The 26,791-nt window shown below is 44.0% G+C and carries 29 protein-coding genes, 2 tRNA genes and 1 riboswitch; of the genes, 7 read left to right on the top strand and 24 right to left on the bottom strand.

Annotation, left to right across the window (positions count from 1 at the left end; translation table 11 throughout):
• Positions 1 to 6: 6 nt before the first annotated feature.
• The 12 genes from MKY10_RS04880 to queG all read right to left on the bottom strand — a co-directional run bounded on the left by MKY10_RS04880 (position 7) and on the right by queG (position 11,999).
• Positions 7 to 537, bottom strand: coding sequence for an NAD(P)H-dependent oxidoreductase (locus tag MKY10_RS04880; protein WP_015252498.1), 531 nt, complete (start codon positions 535 to 537; stop codon positions 7 to 9).
• Positions 538 to 559: 22 nt separating this feature from the next.
• Positions 560 to 2,158, bottom strand: a complete 1,599-nt coding sequence (locus tag MKY10_RS04875) for an MFS transporter (RefSeq protein ID WP_003233429.1) — start codon at positions 2,156 to 2,158, stop codon at positions 560 to 562.
• Between the two features lie 40 nt (positions 2,159 to 2,198).
• Entirely contained in the window at positions 2,199 to 2,864 is a 666-nt protein-coding gene (locus tag MKY10_RS04870) for an HlyD family efflux transporter periplasmic adaptor subunit (RefSeq protein ID WP_014476241.1), read from the bottom strand.
• A 35-nt stretch (positions 2,865 to 2,899) separates the two neighbouring features.
• Positions 2,900 to 3,364, bottom strand: a complete 465-nt coding sequence (locus tag MKY10_RS04865; RefSeq protein ID WP_003233431.1) for a MarR family transcriptional regulator — start codon at positions 3,362 to 3,364, stop codon at positions 2,900 to 2,902.
• A gap of 159 nt (positions 3,365 to 3,523) precedes the next feature.
• Entirely contained in the window at positions 3,524 to 4,702 is a 1,179-nt protein-coding gene (gene yhbH, locus MKY10_RS04860) for a sporulation protein YhbH (protein ID WP_003233432.1), read from the bottom strand.
• A 179-nt stretch (positions 4,703 to 4,881) separates the two neighbouring features.
• Positions 4,882 to 6,777: a serine/threonine protein kinase PrkA gene (gene prkA / locus MKY10_RS04855; protein WP_003239626.1), complete on the bottom strand. Its 1,896-nt coding sequence runs from the start codon at positions 6,775 to 6,777 to the stop codon at positions 4,882 to 4,884.
• A 349-nt stretch (positions 6,778 to 7,126) separates the two neighbouring features.
• Positions 7,127 to 7,834: a hypothetical protein gene (locus MKY10_RS04850; protein ID WP_003233436.1), complete on the bottom strand. Its 708-nt coding sequence runs from the start codon at positions 7,832 to 7,834 to the stop codon at positions 7,127 to 7,129.
• Positions 7,835 to 7,845: 11 nt separating this feature from the next.
• A complete protein-coding gene (locus tag MKY10_RS04845) occupies positions 7,846 to 8,559 on the bottom strand; it encodes a polymer-forming cytoskeletal protein (protein ID WP_021479697.1) in 714 nt (237 codons plus the stop codon).
• On the bottom strand, positions 8,550 to 9,191 hold the full coding sequence (locus tag MKY10_RS04840; protein ID WP_014479247.1) for a YhbD family protein: 642 nt from the start codon (positions 9,189 to 9,191) through the stop codon (positions 8,550 to 8,552). The genes MKY10_RS04845 and MKY10_RS04840 overlap by 10 nt, the downstream gene beginning before the upstream one ends.
• 125 nt (positions 9,192 to 9,316) lie before the next feature.
• Entirely contained in the window at positions 9,317 to 9,799 is a 483-nt protein-coding gene (gene trmL / locus MKY10_RS04835; RefSeq protein WP_003233442.1) for a tRNA (uridine(34)/cytosine(34)/5-carboxymethylaminomethyluridine(34)-2'-O)-methyltransferase TrmL, read from the bottom strand.
• Positions 9,800 to 9,836: 37 nt separating this feature from the next.
• A complete protein-coding gene (locus MKY10_RS04830; RefSeq protein ID WP_072592515.1) occupies positions 9,837 to 10,772 on the bottom strand; it encodes an amidase domain-containing protein in 936 nt (311 codons plus the stop codon).
• A gap of 66 nt (positions 10,773 to 10,838) precedes the next feature.
• Entirely contained in the window at positions 10,839 to 11,999 is a 1,161-nt protein-coding gene (queG, locus tag MKY10_RS04825; RefSeq protein ID WP_014479245.1) for a tRNA epoxyqueuosine(34) reductase QueG, read from the bottom strand.
• Positions 12,000 to 12,081: 82 nt separating this feature from the next.
• Between queG and MKY10_RS04820 the strand changes: the two genes are divergently transcribed.
• A complete protein-coding gene (locus tag MKY10_RS04820) occupies positions 12,082 to 12,705 on the top strand; it encodes a B3/4 domain-containing protein (RefSeq protein WP_003245517.1) in 624 nt (207 codons plus the stop codon).
• A 90-nt stretch (positions 12,706 to 12,795) separates the two neighbouring features.
• Here MKY10_RS04820 and MKY10_RS04815 read toward each other — a convergent pair.
• Positions 12,796 to 12,869, bottom strand: a tRNA-Gly gene (locus MKY10_RS04815).
• Positions 12,870 to 13,062: 193 nt separating this feature from the next.
• Between MKY10_RS04815 and MKY10_RS04810 the strand changes: the two genes are divergently transcribed.
• Both MKY10_RS04810 and MKY10_RS04805 read left to right on the top strand, forming a co-directional pair.
• Positions 13,063 to 13,263, top strand: a complete 201-nt coding sequence (locus tag MKY10_RS04810) for a helix-turn-helix transcriptional regulator (RefSeq protein WP_009966860.1) — start codon at positions 13,063 to 13,065, stop codon at positions 13,261 to 13,263.
• A 1-nt stretch (position 13,264) separates the two neighbouring features.
• The gene (locus MKY10_RS04805; RefSeq protein WP_003245008.1) at positions 13,265 to 13,738 is read left to right on the top strand and encodes a lipoprotein; all 474 of its coding nucleotides are present in this window, start codon (positions 13,265 to 13,267) and stop codon (positions 13,736 to 13,738) included.
• Positions 13,739 to 13,755: 17 nt separating this feature from the next.
• On the opposite strand, the gene rpsN is transcribed toward MKY10_RS04805, so the two are convergent.
• The 6 genes from rpsN to MKY10_RS04775 all read right to left on the bottom strand — a co-directional run bounded on the left by rpsN (position 13,756) and on the right by MKY10_RS04775 (position 18,539).
• Entirely contained in the window at positions 13,756 to 14,025 is a 270-nt protein-coding gene (rpsN, locus tag MKY10_RS04800) for a 30S ribosomal protein S14 (protein ID WP_003233455.1), read from the bottom strand.
• Positions 14,026 to 14,136: 111 nt separating this feature from the next.
• Positions 14,137 to 14,673: a hypothetical protein gene (locus MKY10_RS04795; protein WP_003245073.1), complete on the bottom strand. Its 537-nt coding sequence runs from the start codon at positions 14,671 to 14,673 to the stop codon at positions 14,137 to 14,139.
• A gap of 102 nt (positions 14,674 to 14,775) precedes the next feature.
• The gene (gene ssuD / locus MKY10_RS04790) at positions 14,776 to 15,906 is read right to left on the bottom strand and encodes an FMNH2-dependent alkanesulfonate monooxygenase (RefSeq protein WP_048654839.1); all 1,131 of its coding nucleotides are present in this window, start codon (positions 15,904 to 15,906) and stop codon (positions 14,776 to 14,778) included.
• 22 nt (positions 15,907 to 15,928) lie between these two features.
• Positions 15,929 to 16,759 carry an ABC transporter permease gene (locus MKY10_RS04785; protein WP_010886451.1) on the bottom strand — a complete coding sequence of 277 codons (831 nt, stop codon included), beginning with the start codon at positions 16,757 to 16,759 and terminating at the stop codon, positions 15,929 to 15,931.
• Positions 16,756 to 17,754, bottom strand: coding sequence for an aliphatic sulfonate ABC transporter substrate-binding protein (locus tag MKY10_RS04780; RefSeq protein ID WP_029317518.1), 999 nt, complete (start codon positions 17,752 to 17,754; stop codon positions 16,756 to 16,758). Before MKY10_RS04780 ends, MKY10_RS04785 begins: the two co-directional genes overlap by 4 nt.
• 17 nt (positions 17,755 to 17,771) lie before the next feature.
• Positions 17,772 to 18,539, bottom strand: a complete 768-nt coding sequence (locus tag MKY10_RS04775) for an ABC transporter ATP-binding protein (protein WP_061891226.1) — start codon at positions 18,537 to 18,539, stop codon at positions 17,772 to 17,774.
• 407 nt (positions 18,540 to 18,946) lie between these two features.
• Here MKY10_RS04775 and katA point away from each other — a divergent pair, with 407 nt between their 5' ends.
• The gene (katA, locus tag MKY10_RS04770) at positions 18,947 to 20,398 is read left to right on the top strand and encodes a catalase KatA (protein ID WP_015252505.1); all 1,452 of its coding nucleotides are present in this window, start codon (positions 18,947 to 18,949) and stop codon (positions 20,396 to 20,398) included.
• Between the two features lie 41 nt (positions 20,399 to 20,439).
• Here katA and senS read toward each other — a convergent pair whose 3' ends face one another.
• Positions 20,440 to 20,622, bottom strand: coding sequence for a transcriptional regulator SenS (gene senS, locus MKY10_RS04765; RefSeq protein WP_044052588.1), 183 nt, complete (start codon positions 20,620 to 20,622; stop codon positions 20,440 to 20,442).
• Positions 20,623 to 20,872: 250 nt separating this feature from the next.
• Between senS and MKY10_RS04760 the strand changes: the two genes are divergently transcribed.
• On the top strand, positions 20,873 to 22,228 hold the full coding sequence (locus MKY10_RS04760) for an FAD-binding oxidoreductase (RefSeq protein ID WP_044052589.1): 1,356 nt from the start codon (positions 20,873 to 20,875) through the stop codon (positions 22,226 to 22,228).
• A 37-nt stretch (positions 22,229 to 22,265) separates the two neighbouring features.
• On the opposite strand, the gene thiC is transcribed toward MKY10_RS04760, so the two are convergent.
• Together thiC and MKY10_RS04750 are read right to left on the bottom strand one after the other, a co-directional pair.
• Positions 22,266 to 24,038, bottom strand: a complete 1,773-nt coding sequence (gene thiC, locus MKY10_RS04755; RefSeq protein WP_003233473.1) for a phosphomethylpyrimidine synthase ThiC — start codon at positions 24,036 to 24,038, stop codon at positions 22,266 to 22,268.
• 132 nt (positions 24,039 to 24,170) lie between these two features.
• A riboswitch (TPP riboswitch) is annotated at positions 24,171 to 24,278 on the bottom strand.
• A 69-nt stretch (positions 24,279 to 24,347) separates the two neighbouring features.
• Positions 24,348 to 25,040: a Type 1 glutamine amidotransferase-like domain-containing protein gene (locus MKY10_RS04750; protein WP_015715544.1), complete on the bottom strand. Its 693-nt coding sequence runs from the start codon at positions 25,038 to 25,040 to the stop codon at positions 24,348 to 24,350.
• 41 nt (positions 25,041 to 25,081) lie between these two features.
• On the opposite strand from MKY10_RS04750, the gene MKY10_RS04745 reads away from it, so the two are divergent.
• Positions 25,082 to 25,354, top strand: coding sequence for a spore coat protein (locus MKY10_RS04745; RefSeq protein WP_010886449.1), 273 nt, complete (start codon positions 25,082 to 25,084; stop codon positions 25,352 to 25,354).
• An 84-nt stretch (positions 25,355 to 25,438) separates the two neighbouring features.
• On the opposite strand, the gene MKY10_RS04740 is transcribed toward MKY10_RS04745, so the two are convergent.
• Positions 25,439 to 25,642: a hypothetical protein gene (locus MKY10_RS04740; RefSeq protein ID WP_003233478.1), complete on the bottom strand. Its 204-nt coding sequence runs from the start codon at positions 25,640 to 25,642 to the stop codon at positions 25,439 to 25,441.
• Positions 25,643 to 25,783: 141 nt separating this feature from the next.
• On the opposite strand from MKY10_RS04740, the gene spo0M reads away from it, so the two are divergent.
• Positions 25,784 to 26,560, top strand: a complete 777-nt coding sequence (spo0M, locus tag MKY10_RS04735; protein ID WP_003233481.1) for a sporulation control protein Spo0M — start codon at positions 25,784 to 25,786, stop codon at positions 26,558 to 26,560.
• Positions 26,561 to 26,638: 78 nt separating this feature from the next.
• On the opposite strand, the gene MKY10_RS04730 is transcribed toward spo0M, so the two are convergent.
• Positions 26,639 to 26,720: transfer RNA gene (locus MKY10_RS04730), tRNA-Leu, on the bottom strand.
• Positions 26,721 to 26,791 lie beyond the last annotated feature (71 nt).

The raw sequence follows: 26,791 nt of genomic DNA, 5'->3' as shown, positions 1-26,791 counted from the left end.
CTCTCCTTACTGTCCTGCTGTTAGGTTTCCTGTGACTTGGCTGACACGTCTTCCCAACGCGCGTCCAAGCTGAATACCTTCCTCAGACATTAACTCATCACTGTCTACCGGACAAGTGACACCTGCTCCGTAATAAGAGCCATAAAGTGCGTTTTCAGGCACGTTGCCAGGCAGTCCGACAACGATCATGCCTTGGTGGAACATCGGCGTGATTAAATTGTGCATTGTCATTTCCAAGCCGCCGTGTGTCGTTGCCGTTGTGCAGAAGACAGCACCGACTTTGTTGATCAGCTCGCCTTCAGCCCACAAGTAGCCAAGTCTGTCGATCCAAGTTTTAAGACCGGAGCTGATTGTTCCGAAATGCCCTGGGCATCCCCAAATAATCGCATCCATATCTTTAAGCTTGCGGATATCAGCCTGATCTACATGGTCGATGAACACTTCAGCCGTGTCGTTTTCTCTCGCGCCTTCAGCAATCGCTTCTGCAAGCACTTTAGTATGTTCGCCTTCACTATCATACACTACATAAATTTTCATTCAGGAAACCTCCCTGTACAGATTAAGATTCCTTAGCTTCTTTTGGAGCAGGAAGTAATGAAAGCTCCTCTTTTTTCTTCTTACGCAATTTATCTTTTCTGACGTCACGCAGGAAGATACTTAAAATCAAACCTGCTACACAGAATAAGGTTGCCCACATAAAGGCATCATTTATCCCCATGACATTGGAATCGAGTGACGCGTGTTTATAAATATGTGAGTACACATATGTTTTCGCCGTATCATAAGACACATTCATATTCACCATTAAATTCGAAACTGCATTTTGGAACGCATGGAGGAAGTTCGGGTCCGCCGTGCTTGTTTTATCTGCAATTTGTGAATAATGGAATGTCGTCCGGTTTGTATAAATCGTCGTAATTAAACTTGTTCCGATTGATCCGCTGATTTGGCGAAGCGTGTTGCTCATCGCCGTTCCGTGGCTGTTCAGACGGGCAGGAAGCTGGTTCATCCCGGCTGTCATGACTGGCATCATTAAGAGAGACATACCAAATGCACGAATTGAATAGATCAGCATGATGTGTGTATATGGTGTATCAATTGTCAATTGCGTGTATTGATACGTTGTTACCACTGTCACGAGAAGCCCGATAATCGCAAGCGGTCTCGGTCCGAATTTATCGAACAAAATACCTGAGATCGGTGACATAATCAGCATAACGATCGCACCCGGAAGCAGAAGCAGACCGGATTGAAGCGCCGTAAAGCCGACCAGGTTTTGCAGATAAATCGGTAAAAGGAACATACCAGTGTAAAGTGCCACTGTAATAATGATATTAATGACACTCGAGAGTGAGAAAATGTCATATTTAAACACTCTGAAATCAAGCATCGGATCATCATGACGCAATTGCTGAACCACAAAAGCAACAATTGCAATGGCTCCGATAATAACTGTAGACAATACAATCGGGTCGGTCCAGCCGTCAGATCCGGCTTCACTGACTCCGTATAATAAGGAAGCGAATCCGACAATCGAGAGGATTGCGCCAAGAGTATCGAGTTTGATTTTTTGCGGCTCCACCATATTTTTAAAGATGAAGAAAGCCACAATGATAACAATTGCGCCGATCGGCACAAGTCCGTAAAACATAATGCGCCATGTATAATGCTCAATAATCCACCCGGAAAGAGTCGGGCCGACCGCTGGAGCAAACATCATCGCTAGCCCGAAAATCCCCATTCCTTTCCCCCTGCTTTCAGGCGGGAAAATTAACAGAATGGTTGTCATAACGAGCGGCTGCAAGATACCTCCGCCCACGGCCTGAATCAAACGGCCGATCAGCATTGTAGAGAAGTTAGGTGCGATACCGCAGACTAACGTACCGAGCGTAAAACAAAACATCGCGACGAGAAAGAGACTCCGCTGGCCAAATCGTGTAATCAGGAAAGCAGATAACGGAATCAATACACCGTTAACAAGCATGTAACCTGTTGTCAGCCACTGAATCGTCGTTGCACTTACGCCAAATTCAGTCATTAAGTGCGGCATTGCAACATTAAGCAGTGTTTGGTTTAGGATTGCCAAAAATAAACCCGCCATTAGCACAATCAGCAATGACATAGGGTTTTTTGCATTTTTTTCTTTGCCTGTAGCCATCTAAGACAACCTCCTTTCATGGTTTGATGACTGATCTGTTTTACTCAGAAATTTTAACAGATGCATTCATTCCAGGAAGCACCTTATCAGATGGGTTTTTGATTGAAATTTTCACAGGAATTTTTTGTGTTACTTTTGTGTAGTTTCCGCTTGAATTTGTAGATGGAAGCATATCAAAAGTTGAGTTAGTCGCATAGCCAATTTCTTCTACAGTACCGTCAAATGTTGTATCAGGGTCTCCGTCAACTACTACGTCTACACTATTTCCTACTTCAATATCCGCAATATCTGTTTCTTTAATATTTGCTGTGATGTATAGGTTGTCCATGTCAATCGTTTGTGCAATTGTTGTACCAGCTTGTACGGTTTGTCCGTTTTTCACTTCGTTTTTCACAATTGTGCCATCCATAATGGATTTTACGTCAACAGTTTGTTCACCTTTGATTTTTGCAACTGTGTCGCCTTTTTTCACTGTTTTTCCTTCGTCCAGATCCCAGTCAGATACTTTACCTGCTGCTGGAGCAGTAATAGCAGCCATATCGCCCGCTACTTTTGCTTCATCTGTTTTTACGTAGTTTGTGCTTTGATAATAGTAGTAAGCACCTCCAGCTATAATTGCAAGAACAACAATCAAACCGATAATGTTGGTCAGAATTAAACGTCCTCTGTTCATTTTGTTTTCTCCTTTCGTTTCATCCTCTATCATTTTGCGGAAAGCTGGTGAAAATATGTGAGAAGTTTTTAATTACCGCTTTTTTCTGAACAGCCTTCAGCAAGCTTCGTTAAACTTCCGGCTAGTTTGCGCAAATACTGCAGCTGGGAGGTATCAAGCTTTTGGTACAAGCCAGCACCCATTTTTGCATATTGCACAGCGGCTTTTTCTATCAGTTCTTCCCCCTCTTCGGTTAACTGAATCATGACGATACGGCGGTCATCCGGACTGTCATATCGATTCATCAATTGGCGCTTATACAGAATATCTGTCATCCGCGTCACAGAAGCAGGCTTAAGATCAAGCGACATTGCCAGCTTGCTTAGCGGGGTGCTTCCGCTTTGATGAATTTTAAACATCAGCAAATATTGAAGGACTGTAATATCAAAAGGCTCAAGCACAATCTCCAATATCTTCTTCTGTTTTTTATATATCGCCCGAGACGTATCGAAGAGCTGTTCAAAAGTGAGCAAAGCACGTTCTGATTCAGTCAACTCCTTTTCACCTCATTCCTCAATAATAGTTCACAAGATAAAATATTAATAAATGAAAGAAGATTTGTCAAAGGAAAAATTTCTTTTTCTCCCGTATTTTTTTCGCAAGCGTTTTCTTGCTTTTATTAAATAAAAAAAAGCCCTGAAATGGGCTTTTCATTACGAAAATTGATGGCTTACACCAGACTCTTCATTTCTGAAAAAGTTCTTTAGAGCCTGAAAAACATCAGATTTCTGTTTTAAAATATAGTACTTAAATTTCTCATCTTTTACATTTTTATATGCAGACATTAACGTTGAATGCCTGTTGTACTGATTGACCTCGCCGTAGCAAAACAGATTGGCCTTCTTCATAATATCATTGACCAGCTTCACACAGCGCGCGTTATCAGATGTCAGGTTGTCACCGTCAGAAAAATGAAACGGGTAAATGTTATAGCGGGCGGGATTGTACTTTTCATCAATAAGCTCAAGCGACTTCCGATATACGGAAGAACAAATGGTTCCACCGCTTTCTCCCTTTGAGAAAAAATCCTCCTCCGAGACCACTCTTGCTTCTGTATGATGGGCAATAAATTCAATTTCCACAGTCTCGTATTTTGTCCGCAAAAAACGGGTCATCCAGAAAAAGAAGCTTCTGGCCATGTATTTTTCCCAAACCCCCATACTGCCGCTTGTATCCATCATGGCTAAAACGACGGCTTTTGATTCGGGCTTTGTGATGTCATTCCACGTCTTATATTTCAGGTCCTCCGGATAAATTGGGTAGAACGACGGTTTTCCTGACATTGCGTTTCGTTTAAAGGCTGACATCATCGTTCTTTTCTTATCAATATTACCGGTTAACCCTGTTTTACGGATATCATTAAACTCGATATCTGTATGAATGATATTGTCCCGCTCTTTTTGCTGGAGATTCGGAAGCTCTAATTCTTTAAAAAGCGCTTCTTCTAAATCCATTAATGAAACTTCCGCTTCATAATAATCCTCGCCTGCCTGATCACCGGCACCCTGCCCTTTTCCAGGCCCTTGTTTTTTGTCTGATCCATCCCGGGCCACAACATCTCCAACCTGGCTCTCGCCGTCTCCTTGCCCTACATGTTTATTTTTATCATAGTTATAACGGATTTTATACTCATCAAGTGAACGGATTGGGATCTTCACTACATCTTTTCCATTAGACATAATAATGCTTTCCTCAGTTACGAGGTCCGGAAGATTGTTTTTGATCGCTTCCTGCACTTTTTTCTGGTGGCGCTGCTGGTCATCGAAGCCTTTGCGATGGAGGGACCAGTTTTCCTCAGAAATCAAAAAATGGCCGCTGTCATTTTGGGACATGAATTCCCCTCCTTAACCATTTGTGGTCGTGATACATACGTATTCCGGCTTGTGCCAGATTATGAAACAAGTCTTTCGAAAAGATTTATATTCATCATATGCATAAAAGCACATTTAATTGACAAACTATTTAGAAAATGGGACAAAATAACCCGCCCTATTCGGACGGGTCACGTTGCTTATCGGTTCAGCAGGCTGCCGACATATTTCAGCAGCTCATTGGCGCTCGTCGAGTTGTAGCCGTGCTCATCAATTAAACGGGCCACGACTTCATTTACCTTTTTCAGCTGCTGCTCATCCGGCGTTTTTGTTGAGGTCGTAATTTTAACGACATCCTTCAGATCAGCAAACAGCTTTTTCTGAATAGCTTCACGCAGTCTTTCATGGGAATTGTAATCAAACCGCTTGCCTTTTCTCGCATAGGCTGAGATGCGGATTAAAATTTCTTCGCGGAACGCTTTTTTGGCGTTTTCCGAAATGCCGATCTGCTCTTCGATGGATCTCATCAGCTTTTCGTCAGGGTTCATTTCCTCTCCTGTCAAAGGATCACGAAGCTTGTTTTTATTGCAATAGGCCTCTACGTTATCGAGGTAATTGTCCATAAGTGTTTTTGCTGATTCTTCATATGAATACACAAACGCTTTTTGAACTTCCTTTTTCGCAATATCGTCATATTCCTTGCGGGCGGCAGAAATAAAATTCAAATACCGCTCCCTGTCCTCGCTTGAAATTGATGGGTGCTGATCAAGACCTTCTTTTAAGGAGCGAAGAACATCGAGAGAATTAATCGATTCCATATTTTTTCTGATAATCGTTGAAGAAATCCGGTTGATCACGTACCGCGGATCAATGCCGCTCATGCCTTCATCATTATATTCTTTTTTCATATCCTCAACGTCGACAGAATTATATCCTTCCACACTTTCTCCATCATACAGTCTCATTTTCTTGACCAGATCAATATCCGACCGCTTCGGCTCTTTTAACCGGGTAAGGATTGAGAACATCGCGGCGACCTTCAACGTATGCGGGGCAATATGAACATCCGCCACATCGCTTTCTGCGATCATTTTTTCATAAATTCTCTCTTCCTCAGACACTTTTAAATTATAAGGAACCGGCATCACGATGATTCTTGAGTGCAGGGCTTCATTCTTCTTATTAGAAATAAATGAGCGATACTCCGTTTCATTCGTGTGAGCCACGATCAGCTCATCAGCAGAAATTAACGCAAACCGCCCAGCTTTAAAATTCCCTTCCTGTGTCAAGGAAAGCAAATGCCAGAGAAATTTCTCATCACATTTCAGCATCTCCTGAAACTCCATCATCCCGCGGTTCGCTTTATTCAGCTCTCCGTCAAACCGATAAGCACGCGGATCTGATTCTGAACCGTACTCGGCGATTGTTGAGAAATCAATACTCCCCGTCAAATCGGCAATATCCTGAGATTTCGGATCAGAGGGACTGAATGTTCCAATTCCCGTACGCTTATCTTCTGAAAAGAAGATGCGCTCCACCTTCACATCCTCAATTCTTCCTCCGTACTCTTCCTCCAGCCTCATGACATTTAAAGGAGAAAGACTTCCTTCTATTCTAATGCCGTATTCCCTGTAAAAGTCATCGCGTAAATGATGGGGGATTAAATGTAGAGGGTCCTCGTGCATCGGGCAGCCTTTAATCGCATATACAGCGCCATTATCTGTCAGCGTGTACGCTTCGAGACCTTTTTTAAGCATTGTGACCAGCGTGGATTTACCGCCGCTCACAGGCCCCATCAGCAATAGAATCCGCTTTCTGACATCTAGACGTTTGGCAGCCGGATGAAAATACTCTTCCACAAGACGCTCCAGAGATTCTTCAAGCCCGAACAGCTCGCGGTCAAAAAAACTGTACTTCTTGCGTCCGTCAATCTCCTCTATCCCGCTGTCTTTTATCATATTAAAAACTCGAGAATGAGCAGATTGCGCGACCATCGGATTTTCTTTAATAATCTCCAAATAATCGGCGAAAGTTCCTTCCCATTTCAGCCGCTGCTCTTCCTCTCTGTACTGTTCAATTTTCTTTAATATATCCATAAGGACCTCCTCTATCATGTTTGATACACTATGCAAATAAGGTACTTTGATACAATCTATGCCGCCATCTCGTGATACATGCTTTGGTTTCTTAAAAATAAAGATACTTATACATCGTTGACAAGGCAGACTGCGACCGTTCATAATAAAGAAAAATACAGAATCATCCAGACTCGGACAGCACGGAAAAATTGAAGAGGGGGAGAGACGGTGAAAACAATCATCATGATGGGTGTCATTGTCACTTTTTTAGTATCAATTTTTACCGCAGGATACGAAAGCAAGCCTGGAAAAGAATAAAAAAGGGTGCTCCTGAAAGAGCACCCTTTTTGTATAACAGAACAATGTTTTACAGTTTTGTTTTTTCTTTAATCTGTGAATGCGGATCGCATTCATATTTGTTTTCGTACTCAATTGTTCCGATACTGCATCCCGGCCCGATGATCACTTCTTTTCCCCTGACGACTGCCGCTTCGGTATTCTCCAAATAAACCCGATCGCCTTCTATGACATCGGCGATCAGCTTCACTTTCTTCCGGTTAAAAAAACTCGCGCGTCTTTTCACTGTAATTGTTGTTCCGCCGATTTCCTGCACATGGCTTATATCATGGCTCAATCCCAGCTTGATCTCACCCGAATTTAATAACCCCGATACATCAACACAGCCTGTGACATGGAACATTTCTGTTTCACAATCACCTTTTACGCTGAGCTTCCCTTTCACATCGCAGGATTCTCCAGTCATATTCCCGCCAATTTCAGTCTGGCCTTTCAGATTGAATCGATCAAATTGAAGTGAGCCGCTGACTTTCATTATCCCATATATATTGATTTTGCCGGCTGTCAGATCGCCTTTACATTCACTTTCTCCGAGCACACGCAGCCGCTCAGTCTCTGCTTTTCCGAGAAAAAGGCCCGTTCCGTATATGCGGCAGCCTACAGCAGACAGCCCTTCTCCAACTACACCTTCTCCTTTGATGCTGACATTGTGATACGCGCCTCCTGCGGCATGCCCAGCGCCATATAATTTTAAATTTCCCAGTTTTGTTGTCTCCATTACGATCCTCCTTACAACTTTGTGGATGTTTCAACCGACGCGCTTGGATCACAGGTATAGTCCCCACTGTATTCGACGGTTTCAATCTGGCAATCCGGGCCGATGACCACTTTATTTCCGCGCACGGTTTTCGCCTTTGTATTTGTCAATTCAATCACGTCACCTTCGATCAGCTCTGCTGTTAGAACAGGCTGCGGCATTAATCTGAGCAATGTCAGCATTCCTTTTCTGCAGGTCACTTGAAGATGGCGGCAGCCGATCTCCCGCACATAGCTTTCCCCTGCAGAAAGCTTAATGATCACCTGGTCTGCATTTAAAAGCCCGCTGATTTTGCATTTCCCTTCTGATTGAAAGGTTTCTGTTTCACAATCTGCTTCCATGACAGCTTTTCCGCTAATGTCAATGCCATCAGCCTTGACAGTGCCGCCAAATGTTGATGATCCAGCGATTTTCAATTGTTTTGCAGATACCTCTCCTTGAATAAAACCAGTGCCATTCATCCGGATAGATTCTGCTTCAACGTCTCCATGTATCTTTCCTGAACCGCTGATGGTTACCGCTTTCGCTTTGACGCTGCCGTCGGCTTTTCCGTTTCCATTAAAAGAAAAAGTGTCACACTCCACGTCCCCGGCCACTGTCCCGCTGCCATTAATCTCAACAGATTGAAATGTTCCTCCCTTTGAACTTCCTGATCCGTTTATCACCAGCTTTTCCACTACATCCATTGATGGCCCTCCTGCATAAATGTTGTTTTTAATTCCTCTGAAGCTTTTAATAAATCTACCCGTTCCACAACCTTTACGGATGATTCAAACAAAATGCTGTCCGCCGCAGCCGCTATAAAACAAGTTGTGACACCGAGCTTGCGGAGCACAATCAGCTCCGTCTGTTTTTCAATCTCTTCATTATCATGCTTCTTTAATACCTCTGCAGCCATTTTTGCTTCTGCAAGGCTTACATTTCCAGACTGCAGCAGTCCCTCAAGCACATATAGCGAAAGCAAATCGCTGGATGAAAAAACCGGACTTCCTCCGTCTTCTGAATAGGCTTCAAGAGCAGGCCTTGAAACCAAACCTTTATGAAGCAATTCATCAGCGGTCATGCTGACATCCTTCATTTTCGGCGACAGCATTTCCCTCATTTCATCCAAAGACAAATTTTCTTTCATCTTTTGAATCATTGATATACGTTTTAAAATCTCCTCTCTCGGAAAAAACGTCTCTTGCCCTGTAAATGTGGATTTACGAATAAACCATTCCTCAGGTATTAAGTTTTTCCGCTTCCATCGATACAGCTGACCGTATGAAATCGATGTTCTTTCAAGTAATTCTTTTTTAGAGATTAATTGTTCTTCCATAAGTCCAGCTCCTTTGATGGGTACATTGTAACATAACACTGTTACGTTGTTAAGCCCAAAAACGAAACAAAGCATTTCAACATCCGCAAAAAAACCCGCCCATCATCGATGAGCGGGTTTTTTCACTATTTTAAATCACGGTAATTTTGCTGGCGCAGCGCTTCATAAACAAGAATCGCGGCAGTATTGGACAGATTTAACGATCTGACATGCTCTGTCATCGGAAGACGCAGGCAGCGGTCCATATTATTTTGAATTAAATCCTTTGGCAAACCGCTTGTTTCTCTTCCGAACACGAAGAAATAATCCTCGTCAAGATCAGTGTAATCAAATGATGTATGAGGCTGCTGGCCGAATTTTGTAATAAAGAAAAACTGGCCTTTTTCATATGCCTCAAACAATTCTTCTAACGAATCATGATACACAACGTTAACAAACTCCCAATAATCGAGTCCGGCACGCTTCAGCATTTTATCATCCGTTGAAAAGCCGAGCGGACGAATCAGGTGTAGCGTTGTATTGGTTGCTGCACAAGTACGTGCAATATTCCCTGTGTTAGCGGGAATTTCTGGTTGATATAAAACGACATGTAATGCCACAATGTTCACCTCTGTTTTTCTTATCCGCCCATCATTATAACATTAATTACTCTTTTGTCGTATCATCAACGATATGAAAAAAGGCATATCGTATTGACTGCGTGTATGCTGTAGAATCCTCATATGACCAATACCTCATCCGGCTGTCATAGGTCTGGGCGTTGACAAGCGGCATATTGCCTTTGTCCTTTGCCACGACAATCGTTGTATGATTAAAGCGGCCGTCTCCTTCGAAGTCATAGCAAATCACATCGCCCGGCATCAGTTCTTCCGCTGATTTCACCCGCACCGCACGCAGTCCGGCCTTTGAATTCGACAAATACATTTTCATAGAGTGCGCCACCGTCCAGCTGTAGCTCCATGAGCTTTGTTTCATCCACCAGCCTGATCCCCTGTTCGGATGACCGCGCATCGGCGCGCCTCCTGCATGAAGACACTGAGAAATAAAATTTGTACAGTTATCGCTGAAATTTTTATAAGCAGGATTGCGCTTGTTCCAAAATTTCTCGGCATATTGGACAGCGCCGAGACGATCGTATTGAAAAGCCCTGCCAAACGCTTCTCTTTCCTCTTCAGCTTCAGAATAGTCAATAATACTGGTCCCTTCATGAAATCCAGCCGGCTTTTTCGCAATTTCCTGATCACTAATCAAAATGTGATCATACAGGAAAGCCATTCGCTCCTCTATGTGCTCTTCTATATACAAGCTGTCATCTTGTTCCTTACACACGTATTCGTAATGAATGGTATACGAAAGGCAGGTCGTTCCGTCATCCTCAACCCGCACATGATTAATCACGGCCTTTGCTTTCGCTTTTATGATGTCAACTTTACGTTTTTCCAGAAGCTTTTTCTTACGCTCCATGACTTTAAGGTCTCCGACTTGAGACTCCTGTCTCATAGCATGCCCGTTAACCAGAAAGCCCAGCCGCTCCTCCGCTAATTGTTCTAAAATGTGCTTCAAGCTCACCCCACCCGCCATACTTTTTTATAGAGAAAAAACACTTGGATGATCTCAAGTGTTTTTTCCTTCTGCTCTATACGTATGTCAGGACAAGCCTCGTTTAGTCATGCCTGAAGCTTTTAGCAAATCAATTCCTTTTTCAATTTCCAGCTTTGCCTCTTCATCCTTCTCTTTTTCCAGCGCTTTTTCAAGCTCTTCCGCGTATGCGGGGTCTCCGATTTTTCCGATTGCCCATGCGGCTGTCCCCCTGATGACAGGACGCGGATCCTTGTGCATCAGTTCCGTCAATTCAGGCAGTGCGGAAGCATCCTTAAAATGCGCAAGCGCGAGAATGGCGTTTCGCTGAATCGGTTTTTTTCCGCGCCAAGAACCTGAGACATGCCCGAATTTCTCCTTAAATTCCCGATTGCTGATGGTCAAAAGCGGCTTCAATAACGGTTTGGCAATCTCAGGATCAGGCTCCATTTCCGGATGAAGATGAAAATCCTTCCCTTTATTGAGAGGGCATACCGTTTGGCACGTATCGCACCCGTACAGGCGGTTTCCGATTTTTGTCCGGAATTCATCAGGTAAAAATCCTTTTGTCTGGGTCAGAAAAGAGATGCAGCGCTGCGCATTAAGCTGCCCGGGATTAACCAGTGCTCCCGTCGGACAGGCGTCCAAGCATTTCGTGCAGGACCCGCACATATCTTCAATCGGCACATCAGGCTCAAAAGGGATATTTGTGATCATTTCCGCCAAATACACATAAGAGCCATACTCGGGTGTTGTGATCATACAGTTTTTCGCACTGAATCCAATTCCGGCACGTTCCGCAACGGCGCGATCAGACAATTCACCTGTATCAACCATTGACTTCGTTCTGATATCCTCATGCTTGCTTTTTAGAAAATCCTCCAGTAGATCAAGCTTTTCCCTCAGCACATCATGATAGTCTTTTCCCCAGGAGGCTCTGCAAAAAATGCCCCTGCGCTCAGTTCTCGTGCTTCTCGGCGCATCCTTCATTCTGGAAGGATATGCGAGAGCAATTGCCACTATTGATTTCGCTTTCGGCAAAAGAAGCTTCGGCGTCACCCTTTTTTCGATATCCGGCTCTTCAAAGCCGGAGAGATAGCCGAGTGATTCTTGAAGAATCAAACGGTCTTTTAAACTGTCAAAAGTATCAGCGGTCGTAAAACCAATCTTGTCCACGCCAATGCTTTTCGCGTATTCAATTAATTCTTCTTTGAGCTGATAAACGTTCATGTTTTGCACAGCCTCCTTTCTTTGTGATAAAACGATACAGCGTTTATAATAGGTTGATATCACGTAACTGGAGTGAATGCTAGTGAATATCAAACTTGATTCTGTTATTACTGAACGTGCGGCCGGCTTACATGCAGCTGCTGTCATTTATGAGAATATCGAAGTCGGCTCCTCACCGCAAATGCTGAAAGGCAGACTCCGCCTGTTTCAAGAATCCTTGTTTTTCGACTATGCGGACGGCGGTATATCCGATGAATCCTTCGTCAAGGAATGGCAGAAACTCTTTAAACAGCTTAACCCTTCATTTGAGGGAGAAACAACCCCAATGGAGGACATGCTGGTCCCGATATCCAAGGAACAATTCATGGAAAGTAAAGACTCGGCCCATGACACAATCGATTTTTTCGCATTAAAATATTCTCTGCCTATTATGATTTATGATGCCGGAAAGCTTCATGAGCCGGTCCGGATCTCATTGGGAGAAAAAGAAAACATACTGCTTTTCTCTGATGAAAACGGCATTTTTGGCGATTTCAAAAACAGCGTCAACCACTATCCCGTTTCAAACGAGACTAAGAATATGCTGCAAATCATTTTTTTCCCGCCATCGATTGAGAAAAGCAGCGCTGTTAACCTCTTATCATCATTAACGAAAATGTTTGAACAAATTCACGGCGGCACCCATACAGTACATTGGCTTACGTAAAAGAACACGAATACCGTGTTCTTTTTCACATAAAAAAACGCAATACTTCGTTTATCTGAGAAACGAAACACTGCGTTAATAACGTATGTATGGAGCGGGTGATGAGAATCGAACTCACGACATCAGCTTGGAAGGCTGAGGTTTTACCACTAAACTACACCCGCATTTGTGATTGTCAGCAACAGTACCGCTCTGACTTTTTTTATATTACATGTTTATTTATTTTTCGTCAAGGGAATATAAAAATTTTGTCGAAAAAAAGTTATCTTTTTGTAAAGTTGTTAAGTTCCATTTACATAATGTTAAGTATACTATACAATATAATCAATCGAGATTGTGAAGGGGACAGACGTCATGATGAAAAATAAAGTAAAAGAGCTGAGGGCACGCTTCGGCTATTCTCAGGAAAAACTCGGAGAAACGGTCGGCGTCACAAGACAGACTGTGGCAGCGATTGAAAAAGGCGATTATGTTCCCTCACTGCTGTTAGCACTGAAAATCTGCAAAGCCTTCTCCATGAAAATGGAGGATGTCTTTTGGTTAGAGGAGGAAAACTAAGATGAGCATGAAAACAAAAGCAGCTTTTCACCTTGTTTTATTTGGCCTTGCATGCTGGGCGCTGATTTCATACTTTGAAGCCTCAGAAGGCATAGCATCTTTTTTCGGCACAAAGAGCGGCGGGATGGTATTTGATTTAAACCTCACTCCCTTTATTCTGTTTGTTGCGGCGTCTGCGGTTTATTTGTACTTACAGAAAAAAAGCCGCCCTGCCAGAAAGCAGCTACTTCTGCCTGATGAGTTTGAAGAGCAGGATGAAAGAGAGCAGATGATGACGGCAAAAGCATGTCGCGCGTCATATATCGCTGTCTACTTCTCGCTGCCTGCCGCAGCGGTTCTTCTCATTTTTTATCCGCTATTTCAATCGCGCATTCCGTTTTTCCCTATTATTATTGTGTTTATCATCATGATCATCCAGCACCTTTCCTACGTCATCTCTTTCAAGAAAAACGAAAAAAACTCCGGCGCGCTGTAATCGGCCGGAGTTTTTTTTTACCAGCTTGCTTTTTTCACACCGGGAATCTGGCCTTTATGGGCCAGCTCCCTGAAAGCGATTCTGGACATTTTAAACTTCCTCATATATGCTCTCGGGCGCCCCGTTACCATGCAGCGGTTGTGAAGCCTTCCCGGTGCTGAATCTCTTGGCAGCTTGCTGAGTGCCTCGTAATCTCCTTTTTCCTTCAACTCGCGTCTAATACCAGCGTATTGCTCAACAAGCTGTTGGCGTTTTAACTCTTTTGCCACTTTTGATTTTTTAGCCAAGTCACATAGCCTCCCTTTAAATCGAAATTGTTACGATTTAAAATGTATCATGCACCATTCAAAAAAGCAAGCATACCGCTTTGTAAAACAGACGGCCTGAAGCCGCCCATTCTAATGATGCAATTCCACATAATACAGTAACGCATCTTGATGCTTAATGAGCTCTTTTTTATGTTCAGAGGTGTGCATTGTCTCGTCAGTCCCTCTAATACTGCTGCCGATCAAAGCAGGCTTCTCGAAAGTAATCGGTTCCGGCGATGAAATATTCTGAGTCATTTCCTGTGTTGTGCTATCGTCGCGTTTCACCGATGAATCAGCCGCTATAGTTCCCTGTTTATCCACAATGCCAAAATGAATGGTGGTATGTTTATTCTTTCCTTCCCCCTCTTCATTCTCAAAATAAACAAATTGTATGGTATCAGTTTTTTCCTCTGAATAATCTGCACGAACCGGTCCAAACCTCTCAACAAGCTTTCCCTTTTGATAATGTTCGATGTACATGTCAGCTGAAGAAATACCTTCACCGATATTGACGGCTTCGGCAGTGAATGCCTGTGAAGCTGCGACATCCATTCTGTTTTTTTCAAGATCTGATATGTCCGCCGCTTTGATTTCCATCTGTTTTGAATGTCCGCATGCTGACAGCATAGCTATGAGGCAAATGACTGCCGCGCTTCTCAATGTTTTCAGAAAAAAAGCCCCCTTTTTTTGAATATCATACCATGTTTGGGGGCTGTATTTTAGTTAAACTCATGCATTTTTCTCTTTGACAAAATAAGTGTTTCCTACCGCTTCTCCCCTTTTGTTCTGAAGCTTTCTCGTCCGATCATTTTCAAACGGCAAAAGCGGAAATACAAGCTCTGCAAAATAATACGCTTCTTCTAAATGCGGATAGCCGGAGAATATAAACGATTCTATGCCGAGTGCCTGGTACTCCGCTATCCGGTCGGCAATCGTCTGCGGATTACCGACAAGAGCTGTTCCTGCCCCTCCTCTGACCAGGCCGATCCCCGCCCACAGATTCGGGCTGATTTCAAGCTTCGTCCGATCGCCTTGATGAAGGACGGCCATCCGCTGCTGGCCTGAAGAGTCGTAACGGCTCAAAGCTGCCTGCGCTTTGGCAATGGTGTCATCATCCAAGTGGCTGATCAAGCGCTCTGCCGCTTCCCATGCCTCTTGTTCAGTTTCACGGGCAATGACATGCAGCCTAATGCCAAATCGAACGGATCTCCCTTCTTTTGCCGCTTGCTTTTTGACTCTTTCTATCTTTTCTTTTACTTGTTCAGGCGGCTCACCCCATGTCAAGTACACGTCTGTATGCTTTGCGGCAGCTTCAATTCCAGCCTGTGACGAACCACCGAAATAGATGGGCGGATGCGGCTCTTGCTGCGGCGGGAAAAGCAGATTGCTGTTTTCCACTTTTATATGCTTTCCTTCATAGGAAACCGTTTCTCCCTGCAAAAGTCTCCGCCAAACGGTTAAAAATTCGTCTGTTGCCTCGTAGCGCTCATCATGGCTGATAAACAGGCCATCGCCTGCCAGCTCATACGGATCGCCCCCTGCCACAACGTTGATCAGCAGCCGGCCGTCTGAAATGCGGTCTAGGGTGGATGTCATTCTGGCTGCCAGAGAAGGCTGCATTAAACCAGGTCTTACCGCGACTAAAAACTTTAAGTCCTTTGTTTCTCCTGCCAGTGCCGACGCTGTAAGCCACGGGTCCTCGCACGATCTTCCCGTTGGCAGAAGAACTCCTGTATATCCCAGCCTGTCTGCCGCCTGCGCGACTTGTTTAAAGTAAAGATGATCCGCAGTCCGTCCATCACTTTCAGATCCTAAATATCTCGCGTCTCCATGAGTTGGTATAAACCAAAGAATTTCCATATTCATCTCCCCTTTATATCTTTTATCCTTCGTAGCTGTTTCTCCACTTTAACAGCTTTCGTTCAAGCAGCCTGACGAAGGAATCCGTCAGCTTTCCAACCACTGCAAAAATGATAATCCCTGCAAAGACTTTATTCGTTTGTGAAAACTGTCTCGCATCCATGATCATATAGCCGACTCCCGAGCTTGAGCCCATCAGCTCTGCCACAACGAGCCCGAGCCATGCAATGCCGAGCGATAAGCGAATGCCTAGCAATATATTGGGCAGGGCTGCCGGCAATATCACTTTGGATATCTGCTGATGCCATTTAAATTCAAGCACCCGGGCGACTTCAAACAGCTTCGCGTCAACCCCGCGGATGCCGTTAAACGTATTGATATAGACAGGAAAGAAGGCACCGAGCGCAATCAGCAAAATTTTAGATACTTCGTCAAATCCGAACCATAAAATAAACAGCGGCGTGACGGCCAGATGAGGTACGGTTCTAAGCATTTGCAACGACGGATCAAGATACAGCTCCGTCCGTTTGGAAAATCCGGCCAAAATCCCGATCATCAATCCAAGCCCCGCGCCAAGCAAAAAACCAAGCGCCGCCCGATAAATGCTGATTTGCAGATGGCCGAACAGTTCGCCGGACAAAATAAGCTCCTTAAAGGTCAGAACAATCGTAACAGGTGTAGGCAGCACTGTAGCAGACACAACCCCCAGCCCGCCGATGACCTGCCAGATGGCAATGATGACAGCGGGCAGTAAAAGCCCCTTCATCCAGCCGTATCTCTTCCTTCCGGGCTTTTTTCGCACCGCTTCCGCATTCGTTTTGGGCAGCGAGCCCGCAGCCTCTGCTTTCATCATTGATCACCTCCTGAGGAATGTTCCTTTAATGCTTTTTTGATAAAAGTGTTATCGACAACATCCTTCACATCAATCTTCTTATCTATCGCCTTTGTTCGAAATTGAAAATCTGCTGTTTCCTGCTGCGCTTTCACAATGTCGTCACTGATGACCTCATTCAGAGGTTCAGTATTTTTCAGCACATTTTCGACGACCTTTTTATCGAGATCTTTAATGTCAGAATACAAGTCCGCTGCTTCATCCAGATGTTCCTTTTGCCATACAACGGCTTTATTAAACACCTTCAGAAAACGGACCACTTCGTCTGGATGCTCTTCTGAAAACTTTGTTCTTACTAAAGTAAAACCCGGTGAATATAAATCTGTGCTTTCTCCGTTCACAAGGATTTTTGCTCCGTGTTTCATTGTTTCTAAGGACAAGTACGGCTCCCAAATGGACCAGGCATCAACAGATCCGTTTTCAAATGCGGAAGCTGCTTCATCAGGCTGAAGCTGAATAATTGTCACATCATTAGCTGACAACCCCACTTGATCAAGCGCTTTATACAAAAAATCAAACCCGCTGCTGCCTTTGGCGACTGCAATTTTCTTCCCCTTTAAGTCCTTAACGTCTTGAATGCCGCTGTTTCGATTGACAAGGATGCCGTTTGCTTTCAAGCCGTCCTGAGACAAACCGATTTCTTTAAAGTCAATGCCTGCCGCCTGTCCAGCGATCACAGGCGAATTACCGACTTGAGAAAAATCAAGTTTGTCTGCCGCAAGGCCTTCAAATTGGGGCGGACCGCTTTGAAACTCCACCCATTTCACTTTGATGCCTTCTTTTTCAAATGCATCTTCGAACCAGCCTTTTTCCTTTGCGATCAAAAGCGGGCTTAAGCTTTGCTGAATACCAATACGAATTTCCTTCAATTGTTTGTGGTCACCGCTGGCTCCATTTGCTCCACAGCCTGCGAGCAGAAAAATAACGGCAACCAATACAATGAGTCCTTTTTTCATTTCCGCTTCCGCCCTTTCTATATCCCTGAACCTTCTGCGTACTCCAAATCTTCTGTTTTCTCGAATTCCGACAGCACTCTCTGTCTGATCGCCTGGAAATCCGCAGTCGTCCGGTTTCGCGGATACGCCAGGTGAATGGGCATCAGCTTATGGATTTTCCCCGGTTTGGCCTTAAGGATCGCAAGCTCATTTCCTAAATAAACAGATTCATCTATATCATGAGTCACGAGAATCATCGTTGTTTTTTTCCTCCTCCATATATCCAGCAGCACGTCCTGCAGGTGTTTTCTTGTAAAAGCGTCGAGTGCACCAAACGGTTCATCTAAAAGCAGCACCTCAGGCTCCCGCAGCAGGGCCCGGGCGATGGCTACTCTTTGTGACATGCCGCCTGACAGCTCGCGCGGATATGCTTTCTCCGATCCTTTCAATCTGACAATCTCGATCAGTTCATCCACCTTTTGTTTGACTTTTGGGTCCTTCAAATTCAAGTCGGCTGCAATATTCTGCTCAACAGTCAGCCAAGGAAAGAGGCGGTGTTCCTGAAAAATAAATCCTTGCTGAATACCCGGAGCTGTTACGCTGCGGCCGTTAATTTCAACACTCCCGTCATATTCAGAATCAAGCCCTGCAATAATCTTTAACAGGGTGCTTTTTCCGCACCCGCTCGGTCCGATAAGCGTTAGAAATTCGCCTGGTGCGATTGATAATTCTATGTTCTCTAAGACCGTGTTTTTGCGGCCCTCTTGAACAAATGCCTTTTCTTTGATGCTGATGGTCACAGCCACTTTTATCCCTCTCTTTCTGCCAACCCCGCCTTCAAAAAAAACAAAAAGGCCCCCATCTCTGTTCTTGTAGAGATGAGAGCCTTCGGCGGTCCGATCAGCTGCCCAATTGTTTTTTTGTTTGAATAACATGTTAATTCAAATTATTCCGATATGTCAACTCTTTTTTAAATACGATTTTTGATATCCTTGTTTATCACTTACTCTGCTTGTTTCGCAAATAGAGAAGGAAAAATTATTTCTCCAAAAATTATTAAGTGTCATAAAAAGCTGTTCCAACAAAGTTTTTCAACACTTTCGATACTAGATATCGATTAATAGAGATAACTATTTTATAATAATTATAAAATAATATTGACTTTTTACTTAGAGATGATATTATGTTCTTATAAATTCCAAGAGGTGATAACATGAGTTCAAATAAACTGACAACTAGCTGGGGCGCTCCGGTTGGAGATAATCAAAACTCAATGACTGCCGGTTCTCGCGGACCAACTTTAATTCAAGATGTACATTTACTCGAAAAATTGGCCCATTTCAACCGAGAACGTGTTCCTGAACGTGTTGTTCACGCCAAAGGAGCAGGCGCACACGGATATTTTGAAGTGACAAACGACGTAACAAAATACACGAAAGCCGCTTTCCTTTCTGAAGTCGGCAAACGCACACCGTTGTTCATCCGTTTCTCAACAGTTGCCGGTGAACTTGGCTCTGCTGACACAGTTCGCGACCCGCGCGGATTTGCTGTTAAATTTTATACTGAAGAAGGAAACTACGACATCGTCGGCAACAATACGCCTGTATTCTTTATCCGCGATGCGATTAAGTTCCCTGATTTCATCCATACACAAAAAAGAGATCCTAAAACACACCTGAAAAACCCTACGGCTGTATGGGATTTCTGGTCACTTTCACCAGAGTCACTTCACCAAGTGACAATCCTGATGTCTGACCGCGGAATTCCTGCAACACTTCGCCACATGCACGGCTTCGGAAGCCATACATTCAAATGGACAAATGCCGAAGGCGAAGGCGTATGGATTAAATATCACTTTAAAACGGAACAAGGCGTGAAAAACCTTGATGTCAATACGGCAGCAAAAATTGCCGGTGAAAACCCTGATTACCATACAGAAGACCTTTTCAATGCAATCGAAAACGGTGATTATCCTGCATGGAAACTATATGTGCAAATCATGCCTTTAGAAGATGCAAACACGTACCGTTTCGATCCGTTTGATGTCACAAAAGTTTGGTCTCAAAAAGACTACCCGTTAATCGAGGTCGGACGCATGGTTCTAGACAGAAATCCGGAAAACTACTTTGCAGAGGTAGAACAAGCGACATTTTCACCTGGAACACTCGTGCCTGGTATTGATGTTTCACCGGATAAAATGCTTCAAGGCCGACTGTTTGCTTATCATGATGCACACCGCTACCGTGTCGGTGCAAACCATCAAGCGCTGCCAATCAACCGTGCCCGCAACAAAGTAAACAATTATCAGCGTGATGGACAAATGCGTTTTGACGATAACGGCGGCGGATCTGTGTATTACGAGCCTAACAGCTTCGGCGGTCCAAAAGAGTCACCTGAGGATAAGCAAGCAGCATATCCGGTACAAGGCATCGCTGACAGCGTAAGCTACGATCACAACGATCACTACACTCAAGCCGGTGATCTGTATCGTTTAATGAGTGAAGATGAACGTACCCGCCTTATTGAAAATATTGTTAATGCTATGAAGCCGGTAGAAAAAGAAGAAATCAAGCTGCGCCAAATCGAGCACTTCTACAAAGCGGATCCTGAATACGGAAAACGCGTGGCAGAAGGCCTTGGATTGCCGATTAAAAAAGATGCTTAATGTAGAAATGCAAAAACCCGCTGTAATCAGCGGGTTTTTTTCTATTTAGTTACACATTGCGTATGCTTCTCATCAATCTTCATATAAATTTCTTCCATGAGCTCCTCGCTGTTTATAATCTCTCGTTTGTTTTTTTCAATCAGCAGCTCAAGCGGCAAAATCTGATTCCCGTAGGTTTTTCGCTTTCTGAATCGTTTTCTCCCCTTTTCTTTTTTGACTCCCATCAATAATCCCTCCTTTTTCATACAAAAAAGGCCCTTATCTAAACGATAAGAGCCTTCGGTGTTCCGATCAGCGCGATAAATTTGAAAAATTTGTACTGACCATGTTAATTCATATAATACCGATCTGTCAACTATTTTTTAAGGGTGTTGACACTGTATCAGATTGCATCCCCGCTTTTTCCTTATACACACTTTTCCCCTGACGCATAAGCTAGAGAAACTAGAATATGAGAGAAAGAGATGTGGGAGTGTGGAAAAGACAAAATTGACCGGACGTATCGTGACACGGGATGATCCGGACTATAACGAAGCAAGAACCAATATTAACCTAAGCTTAGAAAGGTATCCTGATATCATTGTGTTTTGCCAAAACAAACAGGATGCACTCAATGCGCTGAAATGGGCGCGTGAAAACCGTGTGCCTTTCCGTATTAGAGGCGGCAGACACAGCTATGAGAACTTTTCCCTTTTAAATAACGGTCTTGTTATTGATTTAAGCGAAATGAAAAAAATAACAGTGAATCAGGATAAAAAGCTGGCCTATATTGAAGCGGGGGCTGAATTGGGAGAAGTCTATCGGACACTCTGGCAATACGGCCTGACGCTTCCAGCAGGCACCATTGCTAATGTAGGGCTCACAGGTTTAACTCTCGGAGGGGGAATTGGACTTTTAACAAGGGCTGCCGGTCTTACTTGTGACCGTCTCGTGAATCTCGAGATGATCGTAGCAGACGAAAAAGAGGGCGCTGATCTGATTACAGTCAGCTGTTCAAATCATCCAGACTTATTTTGGGCGTCTCAGGGAGGCGGAGGAGGCAATTTCGGCATAGTCACCTCCATGACATTTAAAGCAGTGCCCATCTCTCAAGTGTCGATTTTTTCTATTACATGGGGATGGGATGATTTTGAGGAAGTATTTAACACGTGGCAGCACTGGGCCCCGTATACAGATGACCGGCTTACATCATCAATAGAGTTTTGGCCTAAAGAAGTAAACCGCATAGAAGCCCTCGGCCAATTTGTCGGGCCAAAAACAGAGTTAAAAAAACTGTTAAAGCCTTTATTGAAAGCAGGAAGTCCGACAAGCGGAATGGTAAAAACAACGCCATTCATTGAAGCGGTAACCTTTTTTAACAGCCCGGGAGGCAATCAGCCTCAAAAAATGAAACGCTCCGGCTCTTTCATTGAAAAGCCAGTATCAGAACGTGCGATCTCAACAATAAAACACTTTTTAGAGCACGCTCCGAATCAAAACGCCAGTGTCTGGCAGCAAGCACTCGGCGGGGCAGCCGGACGGATCGCTCCCAACCAAACGGCATTTTATTATCGTGATGCAATCATTGCCCAGGAATACTTAACAAACTGGACATCCCCTGGAGAAAAAAGACAAAACGTCCGCTGGATTGAGGGGCTGAGAACGTCCCTTTCGAGAGAAACGATGGGAGACTACGTAAATTGGCCAGATATTGAAATCAGAAACTGGCCAAGAACATATTACGGCGAAAACGTTGAACGCCTCCGCCGTGTCAAAACGAAATATGATCCAGAAAATGTTTTCCGCTTTGAACAGAGCATTCCGCCGCTTCGACGCTCTCTGTTTTTCTAAAAAAATGAAGATGGAGCATTCTCCATCTTCATCTTTTTCATTGATATAAATTGCTTCCCGTATCGACAAACTCTTTTGCTTTTTCTTTTAATCCTTTATTTATGGCTTCTGCTTCACTGAGATCGTTTTTCTTCGCATAATCCCGAATATCCTGTGAAATTCTCATGCTGCAAAATTTCGGACCGCACATGGAACAAAAGTGAGCGGTTTTTGCTCCTTCAGCAGGCAGGGTTTCATCATGGTATTCAAGGGCTCTCTCCGGATCAAGAGATAAATTAAACTGATCCCGCCAGCGGAATTCAAAACGGGCTTTCGATAACGCATCATCCCGGATTTGTGCTCCGGGATGCCCTTTTGCAAGATCCGCAGCGTGCGCAGCGATCTTATATGTAATGACTCCTTCACGAACATCATCACGATTTGGCAGCCCCAAATGCTCCTTCGGCGTTACATAACAAAGCATTGCTGTCCCGTACCAACCGATCATCGCCGCTCCGATCGCTGAAGTAATATGGTCATATCCCGGAGCAATATCCGTTGTCAACGGCCCCAATGTGTAAAAAGGCGCTTCTTTACAAATGTCCATTTGTTTATCGACATTCTCTTTGATTTTATGCATCGGAACATGGCCAGGACCCTCAATCATCACCTGAACATCATGCTTCCAGGCAATTTGCGTCAGCTCTCCAAGCGTCTCTAATTCAGCAAACTGCGCTTCGTCATTGGCATCAGCAATTGATCCGGGACGCAAACCATCCCCAAGAGAGAAAGCAATATCATACATTTTCATAATCTCACATATTTCTTCAAAATGTGTGTATAAAAAGCTTTCTTGATGATGAGCCAGACACCACTGCGCCATAATCGCTCCCCCGCGTGACACGATACCAGTTGTCCGTTTGGCAGTCAGCGGTACATACCTAAGCAAAACACCCGCGTGAATCGTAAAATAATCCACTCCCTGCTCTGCCTGCTCGATTAGCGTATCACGATAAATCTCCCACGTTAAATCCTCAGCTACGCCGTTTACTTTTTCAAGCGCCTGATAAATCGGAACAGTTCCCACAGGCACGGGGCAATTGCGGATAATCCATTCACGCGTCGTATGAATATCTTTTCCGGTAGAGAGATCCATCATCGTATCCGCTCCCCAGCGGATGGCCCACGTCATTTTTTCCACTTCTTCTTCAATGGATGACGTAACCGCTGAATTCCCGATATTTGCATTAATCTTCACATGAAAATTCCGGCCGATAATCATTGGCTCACTTTCAGGGTGATTAATGTTTGAGGGAATAATCGCCCGGCCGCTGGCTACCTCGTCTCTGACGAATTCAGGAGACACATGCTCACGAATGGCGATAAATTCCATCTCAGGTGTAATGATCCCCTTTTTTGCATAGTGCATTTGTGTGACATTTTGACCTGCCTTCGCCCTCAGCGGTTTCCGCTTTAATCCTGGATAGCTTACGTTTGGTTTTGCTTTTTTATAACCGTTATCTTCTGGTTTTATAGCCCGACCTTCATACTCTTCCACGTCACCGCGCTCTGTGATCCATTTTTGGCGGAGCGGCTTTAATCCTTCTTGAATATTAATGGTTACTTCAGGGTCCGTATACGGTCCGCTTGTATCATAGACACGCACAGGCGCGTTTTCCTCTTCGCCGAACGATCCCGTCGTCGGACTCAATGCAATCTCCCTCATCGGCACTTGGATGTCCGAAGAAGAACCCTCCACGTATACCTTCTTGCTGCCTGAAAAACTTGACATAATGGAAATGTTGGCTTGCTGCACTGAATTGTTTTGCATTACTTTTCCTTCCCCTTTCTACGTTTGAAAGGACAAAATCAAGCCCATAACCAGCACAAAAAACCGGATTCATATAAATGAACCCGGTTACAGTCAGAAAGAAACATATTATTGCCCAGCAAGACAATAACAAAAACAATTCCTCTACTTCCCCACGCTGGTACGAACCAGATCAGGTCCAAAGGGTTAAGAAGCTTGCCTTCTCTCTCAGCCCGAAAGCGGGCACCCCCAGTAACTATTGATTTCGCACTCATCTTATCATAAAATCAATCTGAAAAAAAGAGGAATATAGATAATATTCAGCCAATTTCACCCTAAATATTTGACCGGCAACGGGATTTCAGCTATTTCATGTTCAGCCATCATCACCCGATATGCCTTTGCACCCGACCTTGAACTCACAGTCTGAAACAGCTGATCATTTATGAAATGGAGAGCAGCCCCATCATCAGCTGCATAGCCACTGCATAAGAACTTGTTAGATATCAGCTGGTGGTATGCCGGTCTCCGATCCTTTTCCCCGTCATAATGGGGACAAAAGCTCCCTTGCAAAAAACCTAAACTTTTCAAACTTGTCAGCGGTCCGGCTGAATCTGTCACCCCTTCCTCAAACCAGCAGATCGCACCGGCACTTATTCCAGCTACAACCACACCGTTCTTCCATGCTTCCCTGAGAATATGGTCCAGCCCCCACTCTTTCCATAACACAAGTAAATTCCGCGTATTTCCCCCGCCAACATAAATCACGTCCATTTCCATAACAAAAGAAGCTAAATCTGATGATGGCGGCTTAAACAAAGATAAATGAGACGGCACGCAATCCAATGTTTGAAATGCATGATAAAACCGCTGAATATAGTTTTGGGAATCTCCGCTCGCCGTCGGCAAAAAACAAATACGAGGCTGCTCTCGTTTTGATTGATTGAGGATATATTGATCGAGGGACAAATTATCCGGCTCCATCGAAAAACCCCCGCCCCCCATCGCAATAATCTGCTTCATCATCACACCCCCCAACAAAATTTGTTGCTTATTATAGCATTTTGTATAGAAGCAAGAAACAAAGTCAAATACTTTCTTATCAGGAGCTGCTAAAAAAACAAAGGAGGTGGTTTCCCATTGAACAAAGTCTTTGTCCCAAAGATATTCTTGATTTGTTAACAACAATAAAAACCAGCATTAACAAATACACTGTCGCAACAACAGCAACCGAAAATCCCCACATCAGAAGAGCATTGCATGATCAATTAGATACAGCTGTTTATCTCCATGATGAACTGTCAGATCTTCTGTTAGAAAAGGGGTGGCTCGGGTGAGCAATTCCAAATCGATTCGCTTTTATCTTACAGCAAAGACCACAAAAAGAGACGGGATCTCAAAGATGAGATGCCGTCTCTTTTTTATTGCTCCACTCTTCTTAAAGCCTCATTTACCGTTTCTTTTATAAACACGTCTTCACCGCTTAATCGGTCTAAACTGAGATCGCCGTTTCTCAGCCTTTCGGAAATATTGTTTATATCCTCCTCTACTGTGATTTGCAGCTCACCAGCCAAAAACATTCTGTGTAATTCATCTGCAACCAAACTTTCTTTATTCACTTCCATCCACTCCTTTATTTTCAATATTATTCTTAGTCTGTCCCTAGGCCGAGACGAATAATAGGAAAAAAGTATGAATCAAACGAATCTTTTTTCCTCCTTCTTACGTATATCTGTTGAGAAAAAAGAAAAAGGGGAAGATCTAACATGTCATTTTTTAAGAAGCTTGCGGCAAGTGCCGGAATTGGAGCTGCAAAAGTAGATACAATTTTAGAAAAAGACGCATATTTTCCAGGAGAAGAAGTACAGGGAACGGTACATGTCAAAGGCGGAAAAATCGCTCAGGACATCCGTTATATCGATTTACAGCTTAGCACACGGTATGTCATTGTAAAAGACGATGAAGAGCACCGGAAATACGCTACAATTCATTCTTTCCGGGTCACTGGTTCATTTACCATACAGCCTGGTGAAGAGCATCAATTTCCGTTCACATTCACTCTGCCTCTAGATACGCCGATCACTGTAGGGAAAGTAGAGGTTGCCGTGGTGACAGACCTTGACATTCAAGGCGGTATCGATAAATCCGATCATGACCGCATTTTCGTTGAAGCGCACCCTTGGATTGAAAATGTGCTTGAAGCAATCGAAAACCTGGGCTTCCGTCTTAACGAAGCAGACTGCGAACAAGCGCCCTACTTCCAGCGTCGTCTTCCGTTCGTTCAAGAATTCGAATTCGTTCCGACTTCCGGATATTATCGTCAGATGCTTGATGAATTAGAGCTCATTTTCCTTTTAGACGAAGACGGTTTGGAAATCATTTTCGAAGTCGACCGCAGAGCAAGAGGACTCCGAGGGTGGTTGGAAGAGATGTATAATGACGGAGAACAGCTTGTACGCGTCCGTTTCAGCCAATCAGAGCTTGAAGATACAGAAGAGCTAGAAGAGGTGCTAGAAGAGATCCTAGACCAATACGCTGAGTAAGTATAAAAAGGAGCCTCGGCTCCTTTTCTTTAATAAAAAATAAAAACCCGTTTCTGTTAAGAAACGGGTTTTTCAGTATACCGGTGGTCGGGGTCGAACCGACACTCCAGAAGGAACACGATTTTGAGTCGTGCGCGTCTGCCAATTCCGCCACACCGGCAAGTTTTACGTCGTATCTAACCGACGAATATAAATATATCATGGATCTCATAAAGTGTCAACGTATTTCAA

The organism is Bacillus sp. FSL P4-0290 (genome assembly GCF_037975435.1).
In the GTDB taxonomy this organism is placed as follows: Bacteria; Bacillota; Bacilli; order Bacillales; family Bacillaceae; genus Bacillus; species Bacillus subtilis.
Note: the sequence above shows the minus strand (reverse complement) of the source record. Positions and strands in the feature narration are given on the sequence as shown.